Raw genomic sequence first — 21946 nt, 5'->3', positions numbered from 1 at the left:
GGTTATACCCAAACAAGAGTAGTGGCAAGAGCAAAAGATAGATAGACAATCAACTCTCCTATCTGCTGTACAGCCCCTAAAACATCCCCCGTATATCCTCCTATTTTTCTTTCCGTATAGCTCTTGAGGGTAAGAGCAAAAGCAGTATCAAGGAGAAGAACAAAGAGTGCAACTTTCCATGAAATCAGGAAAAGAGGTGTGAGTCCGAATATGGAGGCGACTACAAGTGTTGTCGGAGTAATGCCATTACGGGTATGCTCTGCCTTGCCATGCTCTTCCTCTTTCCTTACATACTTGGACGAACGGATATAAAACGTGGAAAGAAGCCTGCTACTGGCATGAGATGCCATGAAAAGATAGAGCCAAAGCAGAGGAGTGTATGGATATAAAGAGACAAACTTAAACAGGTGCAGAAAGATAAGAGCAATGATACCATACGCTCCTATCGAGCTGTCTTTCATTATAGATAAGATGCGCTCTTTTGTCCGTCCCGCTCCGAAACCATCGAAAAAATCGGAAAGACCATCCTCATGAAAAGCTCCGGTAAAAAATGGAAAAAAGGCAAGACCGAGGAGCAATGCAAGTTCATTCGGAAGGATATACGATAATAAAAAAGTGATACTTCCCCCTAAAGCTCCTATCAGGAGCCCTATTAGAGGAAAGTATCTGAAAGATTTATTCAAACTCTCTGCCTTATATTCCACACTCCTAAGCGGAGTTCGGGTGTAGAACATCAGAGCATGAAGAAAATAGTCTATCTCTTTGCGTATCATGAACGTAAGTTCTCAGGCGTCTCTCTGTATCGCTCCACCTCATAAACTTCAGCTTCATCGAAAGATGCCATGTTATTAAGAAAAACGAGGGCAGACTGTATGATAGGATAAGCTATGGCTGCTCCCGTACCCTCTCCCAAGCGCAAGTCCAAACGGAGTACCGGCTCCCCTTTCATGTGGGCAAGCATTACTTGATGCCCCTGCTCCTTGGATGCGTGCGAGAAGATCACATTATCTATGATGCCATGATCTATTTCAAAGGCAGAAAGAAAGCCGGATGAGGTTATAAAACCATCGGCTATAATCACCATTCCCAATCTTTTGGCCTCCAACACTGCTCCTGCAATAGCAGCAATCTCTAAGCCGCCATACGTGGCAAGAGCTTCTAATGGGGTGGAAACTTTATGCTTGGCATAGGCACGCTTCAGAATATTCAGTTTGTGCTCTACTCCTTTTGCATCCAATCCTGCTCCCGGTCCCACGCAGATTTCCAAAGGAGCACCGGTGAAGTGATGCAGAAGAAGAGAAGCAGGAGAGGTGTTGGCAATACCCATTTCTCCAAATCCTATCACATTGCATCCTCGCTCATGCTCCATGCGAACATATTTTGCACCGACCTCCATCGCTTTCCGGCAAGTCTCTATATTCATGGCTGGGGCGTGGAGAATATTTTCCGTTCCCCTTGCAATCTTCTCTCGAGCCACGTTCAGACCCTCAGCGAAGTCATAGTCGACACCAACATCCACAACAGTGAGATTGAATCCGTGTTGTTTGCAAAAGACATTGATTCCGGCTCCTCCACGAAGAAAGTTGAGAACCATCTGCCATGTCATCTCTCTTGGACAGGGACTCACCCCTTCTCGTTCTATGCCGTGATCTGCGGCAAAGACTATCATTGCCGGATTTTTCAGCTCCGGCGTTAATGTTTTTTGGATAGATCCTATCTTGAAAGCCAGTCTTTCCAAAACACCAAGCGATCCTATGGGCTTGGTTCGAGTGTCTATCTTCCGTTGTAGTTGTTGTTGAAAGTTCATTTTCTCTTACTTTAGTCTTAACGGTATGCCCGATATCATACAATATGCTTCGTCTGCCAAACCGGCGATATACTGGTTAATCCATCCCTGCAAATCGGTAAAATGTCTGGAAGATTGGTCAGGAGCGTGTAGTCCCATCCCTATTTCATTGCTTACAACAATGAGTGTAAACTGCTGTTCTATAAACTTATTCCACTCTTCTTTGGCTTGTTCGAGAGAGCTTTGGAGAGCATATCCATTGGCATGATAGATGTTTGTGAGCCACAATGTAACACAGTCGAGCAACACTACTTTCCCGGAAAGATCGTGCTTGCTAATCTCTATCTCCTCCTCTATATTCGTCCAATGCGGTCCTCTATCCTGCTGATGTCTTCGGATACGCTCTCTGAAGTCATCGTCCCAAACATGTGCCGTGGCAAGATAGACAGGATACGGAGAGAGTAGCTCCGCTGTCTGTTGAGCGAAGCTACTCTTTCCCGATCTTTGTCCACCTGATATATAGATGATCTTACGCATCATCTCTTCCATTCCAAACCAACCCTAAGGGTTGCAAGGAAATTCCTTCCCGGCATATAGTATTGGTCTTTGAATGCGTAGTTTTCATTGAAAAGGTTGTTCACTTGGAACTGCAACCCAATCATTCTGTTAAAGTCGGCTCTTAAAGAAAGGTCTGTAACAAGATGTGGAGGTGTTTCTATCACTTTGTCTTTCGCAACATAACCATCCTTTTCGATAAATGCTTCCGCAGCATGTTTAGCGAAAGATTGCTCGTATCTTGAGCCTCCGTATCTTGTATTAAGACGTGCAGACAAGAATCTGTACTTGAAATAGATTCCGGCATTAAGGTTTGTGTTTGCAACATACAAGGCAGCTTTCCAAACATCAGCCTCCTTTACTCTGTTTTTGAACAGATAAGTTCCTTTTGCATAAAGCTCAAGATTGAGAGAAGGACTCATCAATTTTCCAAAATCTATAGAAGCCAATGCTTCCAATCCTTGCATTTCCCCGGCTTTCGCATTGATATAGAAGTTTTCAGGACGAGAGGTATCCTTTATGATCTTTCCGTTATAAAGCGTGTAGAAGTAATTCAAGTCTATATTGATAAAGCTGTTTCCATAACCAAAACCACCTTCAAATGTATGGGAAGTTTCAGGTTTAAGATTTGGATTGCCTACATACTTGTAATTACCCCAAGTGGTTTTTATTTCGTAAAAACCACTTGTGTAAAGAGGATCCGGTACATAGAAAGCATTTCCGTAAGAGCCATGGAAATTGAGACCATTATCCATAACATACTTTATGCCCGCAGAAGGATTGGCATAGAAGTGGTTATCATCCTTCTTTTCACTTGCAAGAAGTTTGTTGGCATAGGTTGTAGAACGCAAACCATTAGCTCTTGCGCCCAAATTGAATGTCAGTCCTTCATTCGTGTATGTTACTTGGCTATATCCGCTGATACGTAGAGAGGAGTTGTCCGGCTTATATGGAGCAATAGGTTTACCCGCTGCCTCTTGACGTTCAGAGCTATACTTATACATGTCATAATCTACTCCGAACAGAACATTCCAATTGGAGATAGTCAGGTTATCCGATAATTTTAGCCCATAACTCTTAATATCATCACGGAAGTTCAGGAAGTTATCTTTTCCTCCCAGTTTTTCGTAGAATCCTGAATTCTCTACTGCAAAGTATGGAGATATAGAAAGATTGTGAGATCCCAATCTCCATTCAACATTTCCTTGTACGTTGGATCTCTTTGCTTGCTTAAGAGAAGGATAGGTTGCAGGATAAGCTCCCGGACTATCTATGCCATCCGCATTGTAAAACATTCCGGTGATTCCGGCTTTAAGGTCATCGGTAAAGTCGTAGCTCAATTTACCCATCAACTGCAAGTGATCTATCTTGGTACAAGGATATGGCTTGTTGTAAGAATCTTTATTGACAGTAGCTTTTTGTCCGGCCGTCAAAGGGAGCATATGTCCGTCTCCTATCTTATAATCATCCTTCTGAGCATCACTCTGTACACCTAACACAACTCCAAGGTTATCATATTTCGCCGCATAGTGAACATCAATAGTATGATGCTTGAAGCTACCATAGCTGACACCCCAACCAAGTTCTGATGTAGGCATAGCCTTTTTGGTTATGACATTTATTATACCTCCCATAGCATCTGTACCATAAAGCACAGCATAAGGTCCCCTTATGACTTCCACTCGTTCGATGAGAGAAACCGGAATGGTAGAGACATTTGTTGTTCCTGAAGGCAGACCATCTATCATAATTAAAGTATAGGCTCTTGCATGGGCAGTTGGTGAAAAACCTCTCATACCTATACTCGAACTTGCTCCGGGATATTTAATCATATCCACGTTAGTAAATCTGGATAGCAATTCTCCCAGATCTTTTGCCACCGTAGAGGCTAACTGTTCCTGTGTTATAATCTCTACTCTTTGAGGGATATTCTTTAGAGGAATGTTAGTCTTTGTAGAAGTAACCACTACGTCTCCTATTTGTAATGGATCTTTCTTAGATTCTTGAGCATATCCCAATGTTGCAAGAGCAACAAGAGAGCATGTAAGTAATAACTTTTTCATGTTTGATGTAATGTAAATGTTTAACTTCTTTATGAGTGTTTGTGTATCTTACAGCATAGAGACAATGCAGACAAATATGAAGACCGGAACGGAAACCATTATAAGAGAATCTATCCGATCCAATATTCCTCCGTGTCCGGGCATTATACTGCCACTATCCTTGACATTGTATGTCCTTTTCAGCAGGGATTCAAACAGATCTCCCAACGTTGCAAGTATGGATACCAAAAGAGCAAGAATAAGCCATTGCAAAAAGGAAAGTACTTCCGGGAACAAGAAGTAGAAACCAATAGAAAACAAAAGAGTAAAAAGGACACCGCCCATAAACCCTTCCCACGTTTTCTTTGGAGATATACGTTCAAATAACTTTGTTTTCCCCATCAGACTTCCTACCAGAAACGCTCCTGTATCATTTATCCAAATGAATACAAACATCGGCAATAGCCAGAAAGTATGACTCATCCAAGTCGGGATATTCTCGGGTAATATCAGAGTGCTATCCACACACAACCTATGCACTACCGCTAAAGGAATTATACAATAAGCATGTGCAGCAAAAGCGTAAGCCACTTCTCTTATCGGACTCTTTCTGTTTCGGAATAATTCTGCCAATATGTAGAAAAACACATAAGCCGTGTAAGGAAGAGAGAATATTATTTTCTCCTTCTGATCCAAAGGCTCTACTCCACTTGTCGTAACGATAAAAAAGAGCAAAAGTCCCATTAGCGAATGCCATATTTTCAGGAACAAACGATCCCTGTTTATGGAGACAATGGACTGGAACTCAAAGATTCCCAAAGAACCCATAGCTGCCAATAGTGCCCCCGTTAAGTATGGAGAGTTTGAAAAAATAGCTCCGAGTATCAGAACTACATATATAGAACCATAAATGGTACGCTGTACGAAATTGGACTTTATCATAATCAAGCAGAATACCTTAATAGGGTATCTGAAAACAAATTTAACTATAATATTTTAATCTATAGGGATGACATAAAACTCTGCAATAAGAGGATTATGATCACTTACACCTTCTTTGTTCTCCACTTTTGAGAGATAAGCCTTGAGGTTTCCGCTATAAAAAATGTGATCTATACGAAACCAAAAGAACCTCTCATTGTAAGTAAACCCAAATCCCGAACCGGCATCCTTGTATGCATCTCTCATATCGGATCGCATTGTTTTATAGGTGTAAGACATCGGAGTATCGTTCATATCTCCACAGACAAAGGAGTACGCCGGAGCATACAATAAGGAGAGCGAATCTACTGTCTGTTTTACCACGCCTGCTGCAAATGCTCGCGTTTCAAGTTTAGGTCCCAACTTTTCTCTCAATCCGGAGTAGATACGGGGAATATTCAATAGCGGTTCTTTCTTTATCCATCCTTTAATCGTCTGCTTATCCCGTTGGGTAAGACGATAAGACTCCATGTGGTTATTGACCACCATAATCTTCTCACCTCCATGATGCTTCAACATATAGGAGCAAGAGCTGTTACCATCTGCCGGGTAACGGATCGGAATCTGTTTTATTATCGGGTACTTGCTTAGCAAAACCAATCCCTGAGAGTGAGATTCATAGTCTACATGCTCATGAATATAGGGATACTCCTTGCCAAAACTCTTTTTCAGAAGAGCCGTATTCTTCTCTAAGTTTGAGTTAAATATGGCTTCCTGCAAACAGACAATATCTGCATCCGAATTATTGATGAACTTAATGGCGGTCTCCCCATTCTTGGACTTTCCCTTAAAGCTCTTCACATTGTAGGTCATCACCTTTATCACTTCTGCATCTTGAGGAGCTTTGTTTGTTCCGAATCTTACCGGGCAATATGCCAAACTGTATGGTATGGCAAAAAGGAGCAAGACAGAGTATATGCCAAACAAGAGCCAGCGTCTTCTCAAAAGGTAAAACAAGAAAAAGAGCAGTAGGAGAAAGAACCATACCGGATACGAAAGATTGAAAAAAGCAGGCAGTACGGTAATCTTCGGAGAGATATAAGGAGCAAGAAGAGCTATTGCAAATGCCAAAATGAACAGAGCATTAACAACGCCCTCAATAGTGAGAGTAAGATGCTTAAATATTTTATAGCGATGCTTCATCTCTTTATGCCACCTTTCCGAATGAGTTGTTTTCTTTGAGATCCGGACAGAGAAGTATATCCGGACTCATGTATCTGTTTTTTCATATCCGTTCTATCTGCTTCTCCTTTTGTCACAGAGTAGAGAAAAATTTTTTTCTTTCCAAAAACAATCCCCAATATAAGTGCCCCCAGATGGACAATATGTCCGGCACTATTCCCTAGCAAAAGCAGTCCGAGAATAGTTGCGATACCAAGAAATGCAAACAGGTAAAAAGGAAGCCTCTTATAACACCCCAGCACACTGCCGAAAGCAAACAAAGCCAAGCCGGATGCGCCACTAAGAGACCCCATCCATTGAGGGACTAAAATAGTAGTAGCAGTGAAAAGAAAGAGAGGGAACAGAAATGCAAAAATGGTATATAAAACAGGACGAAAGATGTAAACCTTCTTATCTCCAAAGAGAGAAAAAAGTATAACCCCGGTAAACAACAAGATATTACTGCCCAAATGCAAGAAGGTCTTGTGAAAAAAAGGATACGACAGCAAGGTCCACGGTGCATCTGCAACCGATGTAAGTGCGGGAGTAAACAGAAGATCCCCGGAGACGGGAAGCAACCAAAAGAGTACAGACAGTGTACACATACCGGCACACCACCAAAAGAGTGGCAGATGTCCTCGTTGTTGTCTGATATTAACCACGTCTACTGTTTAGTAATAAACCTCTTTCCCGTGTTTTCTGCGCCAGATAAGTATAAGGATGAGACCAAACAACATCCCTCCCAAGTGTGCAAAGTGAGCGACATTATCCCCTGCTCCCGGATGGATACCGGCAAACAGTTCTATAAGTCCATATCCTATCATCATATATTTTGCCTTGATAGGTATGGGTATGAACATGATATACATGGGGACATTAGGGAAGGTCATACCAAAGGCAAGCAGTATTCCGAATATGGCACCACTTGCTCCCACGGTTATAAACTGGTCTAAATAACCGGAAGAAAGGAATATACTATACTCCGAGTATCCTGTAAGAGTGAGATACCAAACGATCTGTTGCACAATGCCGGCACCAATCCCTGTGAAGAGGTAAAAGAATAAAAACTTCTTTCCACCCCATATTCTCTCCAGACTTGGTCCGAACATCGCCAAGGCAAACATATTAAAGAATATATGAGAAAACCCTGAAGCATCATGCATGAACATATATGTGAAAGGTTGCCACAGCTTAAAACTCTCTGTTGGGAAGTAGTGTAAACCAAGCAGATAAGTGAGATCCCAGCCCAGCCTTGAAAGGACGAACATGGAAACCCAAGCCAAAGCATTTATGATCACAAGGTTTTTTGTAACGGGAGGGAAATGACTTAAAGGGTTCATTATGCATTTATGATGATATAGATTTTTATAATAACCGAGAAACTCAGTAGGCTTCTCTGTACTTGGCTTCGTCTTTATCTTCCAAGATACTCAGATAGCTTCTGAATCTCGACTCTGAAATATGCCCCTCTTCCACAGCTACATTTACGGCACATCCGGGCTCGTGAGTGTGCGTACAGTTGGAAAAGCGGCAAGACTTCGACATTTGGAAGATTTCCGGAAAGAAATGTCCCACTTCTTTAGGGTCAAAATCCAACGTTCCGAACCCCTTTATTCCCGGCGTATCTATCAAGAAAGAGTCCGGCTCACCCGGCAAATCTATCATGGTAGAATAGGTTGTCGTATGTACACCGGCAAGGTGAGTGGAAGAGATAGACGCTGTCCGTAAAGAGGCGGTAGGCACAAGAGCATTTATGATGGAGCTTTTCCCCACTCCGGACTGACCGGACAGGAGCGTTACGCCTCTGCTTACATACTCTCGGAGAGACTCCATTCCCTTATTCTCGATAGCAGAGACGGAGAAGCACCTGTACCCTATCTCCTCGTACATTTTACAGAGCTGTCCGAGCATCTGTTGCTCCTCATCGCTGTAAAGGTCTATCTTATTGAAGACCAAAGCAGCTTCCACACCATAAGCCTCGGCTGTTGCCAAAAATCGGTCTATGAATGTAAGCGGTGTTTCCGGATAGTTTATCGTAACGATGAGCAATGCCCTATCCAGATTGGCTCCTATTATATGTGCCTCTTTGGAAAGGTTGATGCTCCGACGGATGATATAGTTTTTCCGGGGCAGTATCTCAGTAATAAAGCAACAAAGATCCGCCTTACCACTTGAAGACTCTCCGTAACCTTCGGGAATGGAAAACCGCACCCTATCACCGATGGCAATAGGATTGGTTGTCCTTATCCCCTTTATCTTGAAGCGTCCTTTCAGTCTGCACGGATAATCTTTTCCCTCACTGCGAACAGTGTACTCATTACCCGGATTTCCTATAATAATTCCTGTCTGTAGCGATGTCATCTACTATCCACAAAACAAAGGAGCAGAGCTTTTCTCTTCTCTTAAATAGTAAGTATCTCCTTCTCTTTAGCTGCGTAGAGTTCGTCTATCTTTTGTACAAACTTATCGTGGATCTTCTGCACTTTTGCTTCTGCATCCTTACCCATGTCTTCGGCAAGACCGTTCTTCACCATCTTTTTAAGCTGGTCTATTGCATCTCTTCTGGCATTTCGAACACTCACTTTAGCAGTTTCCGCTTCATGCTTGCTCTGCTTGGCGAGCTGCTTACGTCTCTCTTCTGTAAGAGGAGGAATACCGATGCGGATAAGCTCTCCGTTATTTTCCGGAGTGATTCCAAGATCCGAATCTATGATTGCCTTTTCTATGTCCTTAATAATAGACTTCTCCCACGGAGTGATAAGAATAGTCTTGGCATCCGGAGTAGTAAGAGACGAGACATTGGCTAAAGGTGTCATGTTGCCATAGTACATCACCATGATACCGTCAAGAATTTTCACATTTGCCTTACCTGCGCGAATACGTGCCAGCTGCTCATCTAAAAATGAAATGGCATCATTCATTAGAGTTTCTGCGTGCTCTATAACTACTTTAATATCTTCCATAAATTATTATACTTGTTTTTTGATGATTGTTTACTCTCTATTGTTGTTACTCCTTATCTATATAGACACGTGTACCGATATTTTCTCCGGAGAGAAGCTTGAACAGATTTCCAGGTGTATCCATATCGAATACCACGATAGGCATCTTGTTCTGCATACACATTGCCGTAGCCGTTACGTCCATTACCTTCAGATCTTTGGCTATAACATCCGAGTAGGATATCCGATCGAAACGAATAGCATCCGGATACTTTTCCGGGTCTTTGTCGTATATGCCATCCACTCTCGTTCCTTTAAGCATGGCATCCGCTTCCAACTCTATCGCTCGGAGAGACGAACCGGTATCTGTGGTAAAGAAAGGATTTCCGGTACCTGCCGCACAGATGACCACCCTACCGGCTTGAAGGGCTGCTATTGCTTTCCATTTATCGTAAAACTCCCCTATTGGTTCCATTCGGATGGCGGTATAGACCACATTATCCACTCCGTTTGCCGTCAGTGCAGAGCTTAGAGCCAAGCTATTGATACACGTGGCTAACATCCCCATCTGATCTCCTTTTACTCTATCGAAACCGGACTGAGTGGCTCCGGATAGACCTCTAAAGATGTTTCCTCCTCCTATTACTATTGCAATCTGAATACCCAAATCACGAGAGCGTTTTATCTCTTGTGCGTATGAATTTAGTCGGGAAGGGTCTATGCCATAGGACTGTGCTCCCATGAGACTTTCGCCACTGAGTTTCAATAAGACTCTCTTCATTTCCAATCTCTGCTAGGTATAATATTATTCGTATTTCTGTTATTCGGCAGAAGGAAGCACAAAAGCCACCTTCTCTATCCCTCAAAGATAAAGAATTTAGTTTAATACTCCGCATCCAAAACGGTTTATACCCTATTTCTCCACGCTCCGAATTTTGCATCATGATGCTGTTTTCATGCCTGTAACGGTGGTTATTCGGAGATAGAACATTTTGGAAAAACATCTATTCTTTAACCCATCTGCCCTTTATACATCTTAAAGACAGAGAAATGTTCTTTTCCTAAGCTGCAATCTAAAGTGTCTGAACCTGATTAGAAAAGATATTTACCGTATTTAGAGTTTGCTCTGAACGCAATCGGAAATTCAAATCAAGGCTTGCTCGCTCTCTTTCAAGATTGGATTTTCAAAAGTCAAGGCTTGACTTCCACAACTCAAAGCCTGATTTCGAGATTTTATAACGTTTGGCAAAAGATTTAATACCGAATACCGGATCTATTATATACGTTCAAAATCTCAAATACATTCCATAAAAGATCTCTCCGTTATTCGTTTTTTCTTTACATTTGTGCCATCAAACTAAAAGCGCAATCCGATGAAACACAGTTTTTCTACACTATTCCATCTTTGCCTGCTACTGCTTGCAGGCTCTTTTCTGACAAGCTCTTGTAAGGGAGAAGACCCCGATATCATCTTCGATTTCTATCCTCTCAACATAGAAATAGAAGTGGCAGATAAGGAGGGAAGAGATCTTTTGGATGCCAATACTCCGGGCAACCTGCTCTCTCAAGATGTTACCGCCATATTTTTAGGAAAGACTTTTAAGATGGGAGAAAGAATAGACCGACCGACTCCTGATGTTTTCCGAGCCTATATGCCTACATTTCATGGGCTGCTTATTGGGACAAACAAAAATGGACGTAAGGTTTTATATTTTGGAGAATTGGCAGGCGACAGTACGTTTGAATCGGAAAAGTTGGTGCTGAACTGGGGGAACGGCTGGCCGGAAGATGTAATAACCATCAACCAGAAAGCGCACAGGAAAAAGAATGATATAAAGGTAAAGAGGAGTTTTTATCTCAACGGCAAACAGGTTTCTCGTCCTATCAAGATCGTGAAAGGATAACAACCTCTCTGTCCGAAAGAAAAAAGGATTCGTACGGATGTGGTAAAACTACCACGCTGTACGAATCCTTTTCTGTTTAAGATATATGCCAATCTACTTTTTCCAGTATATCCCATGCCCCTCGAGTGAAGTCCGGGATCTCTATCGGAACTGATCCGAGACGAAGAGACTCTTCCGAAAGCGGAATGATAGAGCACCACTCTGCCATGTCATAGACATCCATGTCAAGAGGTAAACCTTTCTGCAGACAGTATATAAGCCGTCTGTCCATAATGCCGCTCATAGGAGCATGTCCCTCCAAATGCTTTATGCCGTCAAGAATATCCGGTGTAAGGATCGGATGGCTGTATTTCTGCAACAGCTGCTCCGTCTGTTCGTGTGGCAGATAGTCCGGAAGATCCGGATGAACTACGCTGTTATAAGAGATGCCGTTACAATATTCAGGCTTCAGCGAGAGTACGGGATAAGGGTATTTTTGAGCGAATCCGTCCGTGCCGACAATCTGCAAAGAGCGAGAGTAAGGTCTGTATGAGGCAACATCGTGTTCGATATAGAGCGTGCATCCTTTCTCTGTCTGTATGATGGTCTGAGTGTGATCTCCATTTGCAAAGCTGCTGAAATCTTCGCCATAATGATCGCCCAACACACGAGGAGTATGCTTCGGGACGGCTTCCATAGCGACTAATCGTGAAAGACGATCTCCTCTGTGTATGTTCATGGCAAGGCAGAGAGGAGCCACTCCATGGGTTGGATAGAGATCTCCTCGCCTTGCAATATTATGCGCCAATCTCCAATCTTCTCTGTGTTGCAGCCATTGGCTGTGAAGATTGTGTACATATCCTCCCTTTGCGTGAACGATTTCCCCGAAGATGCCACACTGTGCCATGTGAAGCATGGACAGCTCAAAGCGGTCGTACACACTGTTTTCCAACATGAAGCAATGCCTCCGGGTCTGCTCGGCGGTCTCTACAAGTTGCCATATCTGAGCCATGGAGATGGCTGCCGGCACCTCTATTGCGACATGCTTTCCGTGCATCATCCCCTCCGTTGCTATCTCTGCATGACTCTCCCATGTGGTTGTGATGTAGAGCAAATCCACACAAGAGTCCGTAACACAAGAAGTCGCGGCACGCTCTCCGGTATAGCAAGAGACCTCACGATAAGGTAAAAGCTCCGATGCTTTCCGTACGACAGACTCGTCCAAATCTGCAAGAGCCACTATTCTGACACCGGGAATCTCTACAAGTCTATCCAAAGCCTTGCTACCTCTTACACCTAAACCAACTATACCGATGCGTACAACCGGAATAGGTTCGGCTCTAAAGGAAAGGAGATGATTATGGTTCATCTCTTTTCTCGCTACTCTTGAGCAAATCCTCCATCAGGGCATCTATGGAGAACAGACCCTTCCGTCCCGGAATATATTCTGCTGCCATGATCGCTCCGGTGGCAAATCCTTCTCGCCCGTGAGCTTTATGCTCTATCGTGATGTCGTCTATCTTTGAAGAGTAAGATATTGTATGCGTGCCCGGTACATTATCTTTGCGATGCGCACGAATGGTAATACCCTCATCCACAGGAGCAAGCGAACCATCCGTAGTGGTAAATATAGCCAACTTCCGATCTATCTTGTCGAGAATCTGATTGGCAAGCGTCAGAGCCGTACCGCTTGGAGCATCTTTCTTCTCGGTATGATGTGTCTCATCTATAATAACACCATACTGGGGAAGAAGATTCATATAAGTGGCAAGCAGCTCATTTATCTTTCCGAAGATATAGACACCGATACTGAAGTTGGAGCTATAAAATAGTGTACCATTCTCCTTCTCCATCGTGCGGATCACATTATCCCACTCGGAAAGCCAGCCTGTAGTACCGCAGACAACAGGTATTCCTGCTCTGAAACACGCCTCCAAATGCCCCGGAGCAGACGAAGGGGTGCTAAACTCTATGGCAACATCCGCAGTGAAAAAAGAGGATGAACGGTCTTCCAACTCCCATACATTCTCCTCGTCTATCACCGATACTATTTTATGCCCTCTCCTTTCCGCTATCTCTTTGATGGTTTTACCCATCTTTCCATATCCTATAAGAGCTATTTTCATGCTGTCTTCGTATATATTTTTCGCTCACAAATATACTTATTATTTCATCCCATCGAAAGCAACAAAAGCTTAACGGGACAGATATGAAGCTTAAAATAAAAAAACTGCAAACTGATATAGTCTCCCGAAAAAAGTTTAGGAGCTTCGGCGATAACCAAAACCCCTAAACTTTTTCTCTCCACTCGGATCTAAAGAGTCTCTTATTTCTTTATGTGAAAAATTATAACTCAACGTTCATACTGACCTCTTCAGGATAATTATATCCCGAACCAAAACCTGACGTCTTCTCTTCTTTTAGCTCTTCGTCCATCGGAAGCTGAGAAATCATTGCCTTCCCCGGCTTTCTTATCTTGCTAACGGAGATATGGTATAAGTGGTTTCTTACCGAAGAGTAAAGTTTGAAAATCTTGGATGAGGATGAGTCTAAAATCTCTTTATGAACCAATGGTATGGCATAAAAACAGATGCCGCCATGATGGTAAGATATACCTCTAATGTGATAAGAGCTGGTATGAGAGTTCATTCCCGATAATATGTAACGGGCTCTGTCTTTCTCACGTTGGCTTCCCGTAGCTTGCTTGATAAAGTTTTCCAGGTATTTTTTGCCTTCTTCATAGTCTTTCTTAAATGCCTGCTCGTAAGCATCCAGCTGATCTACCTTTGCAGTAGTAACCTTTGTGATAAGAGCCTTGAAACTATTGTCGTCAAATGTTCGTCCTTTATATGTTGCCCAACTCGAACCTAACTCTATTGTCTCCGGAGCATAGGTAACAGAGACAATTAAGCGCGAGCAGTTGGTTGCTAAAAATTCAGGTCCCTGAATGGTGTTTTCGGGAATTATTCCGTAAAACGGAGTATCGGAAGGAGAGTTTATGTTTATTGTCTTTCCGATATTGGTCCGGGAAAGCTTAGAGTCTTCAATGCGAAAAAACTGAGCATTAACCTGATCAAAATTCTTGATGCTGCCAAAATTTCCATCCTTAGGAATGGAAAAATCGCTTTCCACACCGGTTCTTATGATCATCTTGGAGTAGGAGGGAAATGGAACAATGCTCTTGTTCACAACATCCGGATAGATCTTTATCTCTTCACCGATACGTCCTCCTTCCACGACCATGTTATCAAATGAGAGAGTATAATAAGAGCTGACGGGAGTCATCTCGAATAGCTGATAATGCTGAGATGTATCGGAGTTTGAATCATGAGTGTCCGGAGTGGGTTTTATGGTTACCGCTCCATCTTTACAGATGTATGTGTTTTGGATGAAAAAGTCGTCTTTAGAGTCTTTGTCATAGATTGATACCGGACTATCAAATATCTTTATGTTGGTTTTATTAAGTTCAAGCTTGTCTATAAGAGTCTTATAAGGGTTAAACAAAACAATCAGCTTATAATTGTTTTGCTTAATCTTGATCGGATTGAATTTTATATCGACTCCTGTTTCTGTTAAAGTCAAAGATTCAAAAGCATCCGAAACTATACCTTCTTTGCTTCTGAATACAGGATAGTATATCTGCTGTTTAAGGATATACTCTTTACCGGAAGGTGCAAAAAAAAGAAAATAAACACTTTGAATATCCTGCGAAAGATGCTTCTTAATCTCTAAAAGTTTGTTGCTCCCCTCCTCTTCTCCTCTAAAAACCATCTCATTGTATCTTGTAGAAGAGGTCAAATGCAGCTCCATCAGTTTCTCTTGTGGAGTTTCTTTACCATTATTAGGAAGTCTGAATGGCTCTTCCTTACAACCGGAAGAGAACAGAGCAAGTGCAAACACTAATGCTGAAATGTGGCTTTTCCTCATAAATTCTTTGTTTTTACGTTAATTTGGAGGTCAAAGGTAAATAAAGGCGGTCTCATAAACAAAAATTTACTCATAATTCACTTCTTTATCGTATTGAAATGGTGATAACGGAGGTTTGCAGCCTGTTTACCTGTGATATCGACAAAGCTTGCCGTGAACATCCATTTCACCAAACGTATTTCCGGAGAACGAAATGCTCCGACAGGAAGCTTGATCAGTATATGATTCCAACCCTTATTCAATTCTACATGAATAGGTTTTCGAGAGGGAATATTCTCATTTCCCAACAAGATCTCATTATCTCTTTTATCATGTGTAGCAGACCATTCGGGAGCCGGAATCTCTCTCTTATTTATCCAAATCTTACTCCCTCTATAATCCCACTTTCCTTTAGGAGGAGGTAGATCGCTTTCGCTACGGCTATAATTCTGTGTCTCGAATAATAAACCAACAGTCTGTTTCTTGGGAGAATGTACCCAAGTCATTGCATAGGCGGTGTGATACTCTTTAGGATTATCATAAACATTAGGGCAAATAGCATTACCCCAAACGTGTCTTAGATAGAAACCCGATCCAAAGAATTGATGGCTATCTCTCCTCTTTCCCTCAAATATATAGTGAGGAAGCTGCTTAGGAGGATAAGTAGAAGATTTATCTGAAAGGTAGATCTCTTCAGGAGGAAAGACTTTTTCCAATTCTCCACCATTTTCAAAAGCATCAACAATAATCCAAGAAGCTTGGCTCTGCTGCACATAAGGAATTAACTCTGCTGATAGAGAGCGATCTTTGTGCCAAAGCAGCCTTCTTTCAAAGTCAGCAAACTCCTTATATATATCACTCGAATTATCGAAAAGCAGATTTGTACTCTTATCGAAATATCCATATCCACCTCCAAGCCATGTACGTTCAGCCATAGCCAATATTGTCGGATAGAAATTATTCTCAGCCATTAAGGTAGGAATATCAGCAATATATCTGTCATTCCATACTGCAAGTATCGTTCCCGCCAGATCCGGAGAGCCATTGTGGCTATTATAAATAGTACTGTTGTACAATGCCCTTATATCTGCAAAAAGATCGTAATGGTTTATATAGTGAAGTCGACTATCTATTGCGGGGATACCGGGCTGGGCTTTACCTCTATAACTCCACAGATGTGTCATATCTATCTCCGTTAGTTGATAGTTCCAGCCGGGATTCCATGAGATAACTTTTCGCCCCAAAGAACGGACGTACGCAACCATTTCAGGAACAAAACGCGGATCCGTAAACTCCACTTCATCTGTTCCTATATGTATATAAGGCACGTCCATCACCTCTATTGCTTCAGAAAGCAATCTTTTAAGAGCAGTCTTACCCTGTTCTGTTTGCATACCATATCCCATAGCACGTTCAAAAGCAGCACTGTGTCCGGGCATATCTATTTCAGGAATAAGCAACACATGATGTTGTTTACACCATTCGACCAATTCTTTAGCCTCTTCTAAGGTATAGTATTTACCCGGCATACGAGTGGTATGTTCCGGAGCATTCAGCTGAGAATAAATCTTACTCTCTAATCTCCAAGCTTGATTCTCCGTCAGATGCCAATGAAAGACATTAACCTTAAAGTATGAAAGCAGTTGTATTTGCTTTTTAAGTTCGGACATGGGAATGTAAGTCCTTCCGACATCGTGCATGAATCCTCTGATCCTCCAAGCCGGCCAATCTATAATTTCACAAGCCGGAAGTCTGTGAGGATACTGTTCCCATAGCTGAGCAAGCGTTTGCAATCCTCTATAAAGTCCCGTTTCGGTCAGAGCAGAAAGAGTTATGGACTGCTCTGATACGCATAACCTATAAGCCTCTTCCTCGTTTTGAGTTACCTGAGATGGTAAACTGTCCACGACAGAAAGCTGTATGAAATGAGGAGAGTTGGTATCTGTTTTTAAGCCCACTCTCGATAACCAAGTTCCAATAGGAATACCTTGGGAAGAAGATATCAGTTTGACTTTACGAGCAGTAAAAAATCCTTTGTGTTCCTTATAGCTCTGTGGCTTGGGCAATAGATGATGATGAACAGAGGCATAAACATTTGTACATATACATATTGCAAGCAGAGCAATAAGAGAAAAGCTGAAAAGTCTAAAAATCGTGCGCATTCCTTGTGAGTATTATCGAATGGTAAAGATAAAAATATGGCTGTAATATTTCGAGAGATTTCTGTTTCTTTCTACCCAAGAATACTGTCATAAACTTCTGCAATATCACTTCGGTAAAGAATGTCCCTTAGGAAGTGCCTTAAAATAAGAGTTTTGGCAAGAAAAAATATTTTTCATACCTTTGCCCCTTAGCTGTTCAGCGGAATAGCTTAAAAGTATCCGAAAATCGGATACCTCTTCGTTTCGGGTCTCTAAAAAGAAGCCTGCTACCGGAGAGCCAGTGTGAACTTAAACTTATTGTATGAATTCTAAAACTTTTGCCTTGGCAACAGTTTTTCTGATTTTGCTTTCAGTACTACTTACTGCTTCTGTCAGTAAAGGAGAGCGCGCCATTTATGGTTATAATCCGGGAGATATGTTGCAAAGGATCAAAGTGGAGGGAGAAATAGTACCGGTGTCTGTGGGTGATGAAGACTCTTCAATAGTACACTTTTGGAGTATTGAAGATGCAAAATCCAGACTGACAAATGCGTTACTTAACGAGCGTTGCAAAGGTTCAGATGTAAATTTTATTTCTATCTGCATTGATGGCTCGCTTCGGGATATGGAGCAATGTTTGGCTTTGGATGGCATAGACCCTCAAAGCAGCTCCAACAAATACCTCCGTTTGAATGATTACCGTACTCTTGCTCGAGACTTTGAAGTAAGAAAAGGACAGACAAAGACGTTTCTTGTATCTGCTTCAGGGATAATAGAAGAGGTCTTCTCCAATGAAGATGCGTGGAAAACCTACTCAGGATTATAGTTCATCGAAAGAGTATGCATGGTCTTAAAAAGACTAAAGTACGACAAGTAAGTCGTTATGGATATCTAAACCCCTCACAATAGTATCTTCGGATACCAATTGTGAGGGGTTTATTTTTCTCTTTGTATCTTTGGGACAAACTCACAGAAAGCTCTCTTCTATGTTACGATATTTGGCTCCTTTGCTTTATCCTTCCATTTGTTCTCTTTCTGAGAAAGAACGAGAACGATATTTCAAAGGCAAATGGGTTGTTGTTACCGGTGCATCTCGTGGCATAGGTGCTTGTTTGGTGGAAGAGCTCATCGCGTCAAAAGCAAATCTGCTGCTCATTGCCCGATCTGAAGATAAACTCCGGGAGCTTTGCAGGAAGGCATCATCCCATGGTTGTTCTGCTATCTATCGGGCATTGGACTTGCGTAACCAAGAGCAATTCTCCCTTCTTTGCGAAGAGCTTCCGGGCTTACTTCCCAATGTTCACTTCTTTTTCAGTAATGCGGGAAAATCCATCAAGCGTAAAATATCAGACTCCATTTCACGTGCACATGACTTTGACCGAACCATCTCACTGAATTATACCGCAGCAGTACATCTATCCCTTGCGCTTCTTCCTGCTCTCAAACAATCTCATGGTACCATCATATCAACCTCTGCTGTAAGTCTCCTCTACCCTTTTGCACCCGAATGGTCTGCTTATCATTCCTCAAAAGGAGCTTCGGATATCTGGTTTCGCACGGCATCGACAGAGTTACTTGCAGAAGGAGTAAAAGTTTGCATTGCCTACATGCCTTTGGTACACACCGAGATGTCTGCACCTAATCTTTATTACAAAAATCTTCCCGGTTATCAACCGGAAGCAGCAGCCCGAATACTTTTGAAGCTTGCCATTGGCGGACGAAGCAGATATATCCCTTGGTGGGCAAGGTTATCCGCTCCTTTCGCCCAAGTTTTCTCTCCTCTTGTAACCATTGGCTACAAATACTATTTCAAGAAAAAAAGATGTCTCAATACCGCTATTCGATTATAAAAACCCTCTATAATCAGAATTTTATCTCTCCTAAAGGAGTCTTCTATTGGGTAAAATCCTTTATGAAAGAAGGCTTATCTCTCATGGCTCTACTCCATTTTTCTGCTAAACTTTATCCGAGCAAATCGGCTTTGATCTATGGGCAAAATGAGGAGAAAAGCTACAAAGAGTTGTACGAAGACTCCCTTAAATTAGCCCAACTCCTTATTCAATGTTATAAAGTAAAAAGAGGAGATCAGATTGCAGTCCTGGTAAGAAATCATCATATAGCTGTCATGCTTCTGCCCGCATTGTCTCGTATAGGAGCAGATATTCATCTTCTGAATACAGATCTGAATGCTTCCAAGGTAGAAGAAATCTTAACCACCAAAAGGAGGTTTTCTCTTCTTATCATAGATGAAGAGCTTCGGGAGAGAGCGCTTCCACCCACACCATTGCCTTTTACTTGGATTACAACCGAAGCCATAGACTCTCTGCTATCTTCCGTTCATAATAAAACTTCCTCTACTACCCTGCCACGCATTTGGAGAGGTGGTGCATTCTCTATTCTGACAGGAGGATCAAGCGGGAAATACAAGGAAGTATCTCGAAAGCCTTCAGCTACAAATTTTCTCCCTCCCCTATTGGCTCTATTCCGTCAAGTCGGTATTCAAAACTACGAATCTACCTACATTGCTCTCCCTCTCTATCACGGCTTTGGGTTAGCTACGCTCATAGTATCGCTTGTGATGGGCAAAAGAGTTTGGCTGACTCGCAGATTCGATCCGGAAGAAGCAGTTCGTGGCATAGAAAAATATGGAATAGAGGTAATGCCCTTAGTTCCACTTATGCTTTCTCGAATGATACAATGTCCGCAAGCAGAGCAACATCTTAAATCCCTGAAAGCGATCATCTGTGGTGGAGACAGGCTGGATCGCAAACTGATCTCCCACGTACATGCGGCGGTATCCCCTATTATCTTCAATCTATATGGCACTTCCGAAGCAGGTTTTTTCCTATTGGCTACACCGGAAGATCTGGATGCAAATAGTAAAACTACTCTTGGAAAGCCCATAAAAGGAGTAAAATGTGAAATAAGAAATACCTCTTCCGAAGGAATAGGAGAGCTTTGGGTCTCCTCCTCATGGGCTATGCAGGAGCGAAGAAACCGATGGCAAAACACAGGTGATAGGGCTCGCAAAACTCCGGATGGGTATTACTTTCACGAAGGACGTCAGGATCAGATGGTGGTTTGTGGTGGAGAAAATGTCTATCCGGAAGTTGTAGAAAGAGTCATTGTAGAGCATCCGAATGTCCTCTCAACCAAAGTTTATTCCGAGTCGACTACCGATGGCGTTACATTCTTGGTAGCAGACATAGAGCCGGTGAAAGGGTCGGAAATTTCGGAAGAGGAGCTTAAAACATGGCTTCGTCCAAGACTTTCCCGCGCAGAAATGCCCAGAAAGATAAATATTGGCACGCTCTCTCTTTTGGCTACAGGGAAAAGAGTAGCCAATCAGAGTGGACTAAATGAGACCGTAAATCAAGAGAGAAAATAAAAAGAGTCTGTCTCACACCTTTTTTTGTTCCTCTCCGGCTTCTACTTCTTCTTACCAAAATAGGTCTCTAATAGCTCTGCGCTGGCAACAAATGAGCTTTTTCTATTCTCCAACACATCGTTCTCTACAAGAGGAAGAAGTGTTTCTATCGTTTTATTGTGATAGAAGTTTCTCAAAAGTTCTTCATGTATGCTTTCGTACATCCAGTATTTGGACTGCTGGTTACGCTTCTTCTCGAAGTAGCCATTCTCTTTTACGAAAGCGACATAGTTCTCAATCATCTGCCACACTTCATCTATACCCAAAGCGTAATAGCCCGAATAGGTCAAGACTCTGGGAAACCAACCGCTTTCTGCAGGGGGGAACAAGTGCAGCGCATTGCGATAGTGAGATGCTGCAAGCTTGGCTTTGTCTATATTATCTCCGTCTGCTTTGTTGATGACAATGCCATCCGCCATCTCCATGATACCTCTCTTGATCCCTTGCAACTCGTCTCCCGTTCCGGCAAGCTGAATAAGCAGGAAAAAATCGACCATAGAGTGCACAGCCGTTTCACTCTGACCCACACCTACGGTTTCAACAAAAATGGTATCAAAACCTGCAGCCTCGCAGAGGACAATGGTTTCACGCGTTTTTCTGGCAACACCTCCCAAAGATCCTGCCGAGGGAGAAGGACGTATAAAAGCATTATCTTCCTTTGAAAGATCCTCCATTCGTGTCTTATCTCCCAAGATACTGCCTTTAGAACGTTCACTACTGGGGTCTATTGCCAACACTGCAAGCTTATGTCCCTTACGGATAACATGCATCCCGAAAGCATCTATACTCGTACTTTTACCTGCACCGGGAACGCCCGTTATACCGAGACGTATGCTCTTCCCGGCATGAGGAAGACACTTCTCGATCACCTCTTGGGCTATCACTTGGTTGCTCTCCAGCGAGCTTTCCACGAGTGTTACCGCCTGAGAAAGCATTGTCATATTTCCTTTTAGAATGCCTTCCACATACTCCGCAGCCGTGTATGTACGTATCTTTCTCTTTTTAAGATATGGGCTGACTATGGGAGCATTTTCTACTCCCTTATTTACTTTCAGACCTTTATACTTCTCGTCGTTCTCCGGGTGAAACATCTGTGATAACGGTATTAAATATTAAAACGCA

The 21946-nt window shown here is 42.4% G+C and carries 20 protein-coding genes; 4 read left to right on the top strand and 16 right to left on the bottom strand.

Annotation, left to right across the window (positions count from 1 at the left end; translation table 11 throughout):
• Window positions 1–2: 2 nt before the first annotated feature.
• From cobS to pyrH, 11 genes are read right to left on the bottom strand one after another with little or no spacing between them, the layout of a single operon-like run.
• Window positions 3–773 carry an adenosylcobinamide-GDP ribazoletransferase gene (gene cobS, locus HQ29_RS00675; protein ID WP_036862793.1) on the bottom strand — a complete coding sequence of 257 codons (771 nt, stop codon included), beginning with the start codon at window positions 771–773 and terminating at the stop codon, window positions 3–5.
• Complete coding sequence (cobT, locus tag HQ29_RS00670; protein WP_036862792.1) at window positions 770–1807, bottom strand: nicotinate-nucleotide--dimethylbenzimidazole phosphoribosyltransferase; 1038 nt, start codon at window positions 1805–1807, stop codon at window positions 770–772. The genes cobS and cobT overlap by 4 nt, the downstream gene beginning before the upstream one ends.
• A gap of 6 nt (window positions 1808–1813) precedes the next feature.
• The gene (locus tag HQ29_RS00665) at window positions 1814–2323 is read right to left on the bottom strand and encodes a bifunctional adenosylcobinamide kinase/adenosylcobinamide-phosphate guanylyltransferase (protein WP_200878510.1); all 510 of its coding nucleotides are present in this window, start codon (window positions 2321–2323) and stop codon (window positions 1814–1816) included.
• On the bottom strand, window positions 2323–4404 hold the full coding sequence (locus HQ29_RS00660; RefSeq protein WP_036866947.1) for a TonB-dependent receptor plug domain-containing protein: 2082 nt from the start codon (window positions 4402–4404) through the stop codon (window positions 2323–2325). The genes HQ29_RS00665 and HQ29_RS00660 overlap by 1 nt, the downstream gene beginning before the upstream one ends.
• Window positions 4405–4452: 48 nt before the next feature.
• A complete protein-coding gene (locus HQ29_RS00655; protein ID WP_036866945.1) occupies window positions 4453–5325 on the bottom strand; it encodes a CDP-archaeol synthase in 873 nt (290 codons plus the stop codon).
• 54 nt (window positions 5326–5379) lie between these two features.
• Window positions 5380–6507, bottom strand: a complete 1128-nt coding sequence (locus HQ29_RS00650; RefSeq protein ID WP_052089624.1) for an endonuclease/exonuclease/phosphatase family protein — start codon at window positions 6505–6507, stop codon at window positions 5380–5382.
• Window positions 6504–7187: a rhomboid family intramembrane serine protease gene (locus HQ29_RS00645; protein ID WP_152566451.1), complete on the bottom strand. Its 684-nt coding sequence runs from the start codon at window positions 7185–7187 to the stop codon at window positions 6504–6506. The genes HQ29_RS00650 and HQ29_RS00645 overlap by 4 nt, the downstream gene beginning before the upstream one ends.
• Before the next feature lie 9 nt (window positions 7188–7196).
• Window positions 7197–7865 carry a rhomboid family intramembrane serine protease gene (locus tag HQ29_RS00640; protein ID WP_036792232.1) on the bottom strand — a complete coding sequence of 223 codons (669 nt, stop codon included), beginning with the start codon at window positions 7863–7865 and terminating at the stop codon, window positions 7197–7199.
• A gap of 43 nt (window positions 7866–7908) precedes the next feature.
• Entirely contained in the window at window positions 7909–8886 is a 978-nt protein-coding gene (gene rsgA / locus HQ29_RS00635; protein WP_036866939.1) for a ribosome small subunit-dependent GTPase A, read from the bottom strand.
• Window positions 8887–8927: 41 nt separating this feature from the next.
• Window positions 8928–9488 (bottom strand): ribosome recycling factor, encoded by a 561-nt coding sequence (gene frr / locus HQ29_RS00630; protein ID WP_036792226.1) that lies wholly within the window; start codon window positions 9486–9488, stop codon window positions 8928–8930.
• A gap of 46 nt (window positions 9489–9534) precedes the next feature.
• Window positions 9535–10248: a UMP kinase gene (gene pyrH, locus HQ29_RS00625; protein WP_036866938.1), complete on the bottom strand. Its 714-nt coding sequence runs from the start codon at window positions 10246–10248 to the stop codon at window positions 9535–9537.
• A gap of 592 nt (window positions 10249–10840) precedes the next feature.
• Between pyrH and HQ29_RS00620 the strand changes: the two genes are divergently transcribed.
• Window positions 10841–11371 carry a hypothetical protein gene (locus HQ29_RS00620; protein ID WP_036866935.1) on the top strand — a complete coding sequence of 177 codons (531 nt, stop codon included), beginning with the start codon at window positions 10841–10843 and terminating at the stop codon, window positions 11369–11371.
• Between the two features lie 76 nt (window positions 11372–11447).
• Here the strand turns inward: HQ29_RS00620 and HQ29_RS00615 are convergent, their stop codons facing one another.
• The 4 genes from HQ29_RS00615 to HQ29_RS00600 all read right to left on the bottom strand — a co-directional run bounded on the left by HQ29_RS00615 (window position 11448) and on the right by HQ29_RS00600 (window position 17418).
• On the bottom strand, window positions 11448–12719 hold the full coding sequence (locus tag HQ29_RS00615) for a Gfo/Idh/MocA family protein (protein WP_052089623.1): 1272 nt from the start codon (window positions 12717–12719) through the stop codon (window positions 11448–11450).
• Window positions 12709–13476 carry a 4-hydroxy-tetrahydrodipicolinate reductase gene (gene dapB / locus HQ29_RS00610; protein WP_036792220.1) on the bottom strand — a complete coding sequence of 256 codons (768 nt, stop codon included), beginning with the start codon at window positions 13474–13476 and terminating at the stop codon, window positions 12709–12711. The genes HQ29_RS00615 and dapB overlap by 11 nt, the downstream gene beginning before the upstream one ends.
• A 220-nt stretch (window positions 13477–13696) precedes the next feature.
• Window positions 13697–15277 (bottom strand): fimbria major subunit, encoded by a 1581-nt coding sequence (locus tag HQ29_RS00605; protein ID WP_036866932.1) that lies wholly within the window; start codon window positions 15275–15277, stop codon window positions 13697–13699.
• Between the two features lie 77 nt (window positions 15278–15354).
• Window positions 15355–17418 carry a family 20 glycosylhydrolase gene (locus tag HQ29_RS00600; RefSeq protein WP_036866930.1) on the bottom strand — a complete coding sequence of 688 codons (2064 nt, stop codon included), beginning with the start codon at window positions 17416–17418 and terminating at the stop codon, window positions 15355–15357.
• Between the two features lie 343 nt (window positions 17419–17761).
• On the opposite strand from HQ29_RS00600, the gene HQ29_RS00595 reads away from it, so the two are divergent.
• The 3 genes from HQ29_RS00595 (at window position 17762) to HQ29_RS00585 (ending at window position 20785) form a co-directional block, all read left to right on the top strand.
• On the top strand, window positions 17762–18223 hold the full coding sequence (locus HQ29_RS00595; protein ID WP_152566450.1) for a hypothetical protein: 462 nt from the start codon (window positions 17762–17764) through the stop codon (window positions 18221–18223).
• 160 nt (window positions 18224–18383) lie between these two features.
• Window positions 18384–19247 carry an SDR family NAD(P)-dependent oxidoreductase gene (locus HQ29_RS00590; RefSeq protein ID WP_052089622.1) on the top strand — a complete coding sequence of 288 codons (864 nt, stop codon included), beginning with the start codon at window positions 18384–18386 and terminating at the stop codon, window positions 19245–19247.
• Between the two features lie 62 nt (window positions 19248–19309).
• Window positions 19310–20785 carry an AMP-binding protein gene (locus HQ29_RS00585; RefSeq protein WP_235318017.1) on the top strand — a complete coding sequence of 492 codons (1476 nt, stop codon included), beginning with the start codon at window positions 19310–19312 and terminating at the stop codon, window positions 20783–20785.
• Between the two features lie 41 nt (window positions 20786–20826).
• Here HQ29_RS00585 and meaB read toward each other — a convergent pair whose 3' ends face one another.
• Complete coding sequence (gene meaB, locus HQ29_RS00580; protein WP_036792192.1) at window positions 20827–21915, bottom strand: methylmalonyl Co-A mutase-associated GTPase MeaB; 1089 nt, start codon at window positions 21913–21915, stop codon at window positions 20827–20829.
• Window positions 21916–21946 lie beyond the last annotated feature (31 nt).

This window comes from Porphyromonas canoris, assembly GCF_000765975.1.
GTDB lineage: Bacteria > Bacteroidota > Bacteroidia > Bacteroidales > Porphyromonadaceae > Porphyromonas_A > Porphyromonas_A canoris.
Note: the sequence above shows the minus strand (reverse complement) of the source record. Positions and strands in the feature narration are given on the sequence as shown.

Bases quoted from the DNA above. Each gene is read 5' to 3' on its own strand.
- HQ29_RS00615 (WP_052089623.1), bottom strand. From the start codon at position 12,719: ATGAACCATAATCATCTCCTTTCCTTTAGAGCCGAACCTATTCCGGTT.
- HQ29_RS00600 (WP_036866930.1), bottom strand. From the start codon at position 17,418: ATGCGCACGATTTTTAGACTTTTCAGCTTTTCTCTTATTGCTCTGCTT.
- HQ29_RS00620 (WP_036866935.1), top strand. From the start codon at position 10,841: ATGAAACACAGTTTTTCTACACTATTCCATCTTTGCCTGCTACTGCTT.
- pyrH (WP_036866938.1), bottom strand. From the start codon at position 10,248: ATGAAGAGAGTCTTATTGAAACTCAGTGGCGAAAGTCTCATGGGAGCA.
- frr (WP_036792226.1), bottom strand. From the start codon at position 9,488: ATGGAAGATATTAAAGTAGTTATAGAGCACGCAGAAACTCTAATGAAT.
- HQ29_RS00585 (WP_235318017.1), top strand. From the start codon at position 19,310: ATGAAAGAAGGCTTATCTCTCATGGCTCTACTCCATTTTTCTGCTAAA.
- HQ29_RS00665 (WP_200878510.1), bottom strand. From the start codon at position 2,323: ATGCGTAAGATCATCTATATATCAGGTGGACAAAGATCGGGAAAGAGT.
- HQ29_RS00590 (WP_052089622.1), top strand. From the start codon at position 18,384: ATGTTACGATATTTGGCTCCTTTGCTTTATCCTTCCATTTGTTCTCTT.
- dapB (WP_036792220.1), bottom strand. From the start codon at position 13,476: ATGAAAATAGCTCTTATAGGATATGGAAAGATGGGTAAAACCATCAAA.
- rsgA (WP_036866939.1), bottom strand. From the start codon at position 8,886: ATGACATCGCTACAGACAGGAATTATTATAGGAAATCCGGGTAATGAG.
- cobT (WP_036862792.1), bottom strand. From the start codon at position 1,807: ATGAACTTTCAACAACAACTACAACGGAAGATAGACACTCGAACCAAG.
- HQ29_RS00640 (WP_036792232.1), bottom strand. From the start codon at position 7,865: ATGAACCCTTTAAGTCATTTCCCTCCCGTTACAAAAAACCTTGTGATC.
- HQ29_RS00605 (WP_036866932.1), bottom strand. From the start codon at position 15,277: ATGAGGAAAAGCCACATTTCAGCATTAGTGTTTGCACTTGCTCTGTTC.
- HQ29_RS00650 (WP_052089624.1), bottom strand. From the start codon at position 6,507: ATGAAGCATCGCTATAAAATATTTAAGCATCTTACTCTCACTATTGAG.
- meaB (WP_036792192.1), bottom strand. From the start codon at position 21,915: ATGTTTCACCCGGAGAACGACGAGAAGTATAAAGGTCTGAAAGTAAAT.
- HQ29_RS00660 (WP_036866947.1), bottom strand. From the start codon at position 4,404: ATGAAAAAGTTATTACTTACATGCTCTCTTGTTGCTCTTGCAACATTG.
- HQ29_RS00655 (WP_036866945.1), bottom strand. From the start codon at position 5,325: ATGATAAAGTCCAATTTCGTACAGCGTACCATTTATGGTTCTATATAT.
- cobS (WP_036862793.1), bottom strand. From the start codon at position 773: ATGATACGCAAAGAGATAGACTATTTTCTTCATGCTCTGATGTTCTAC.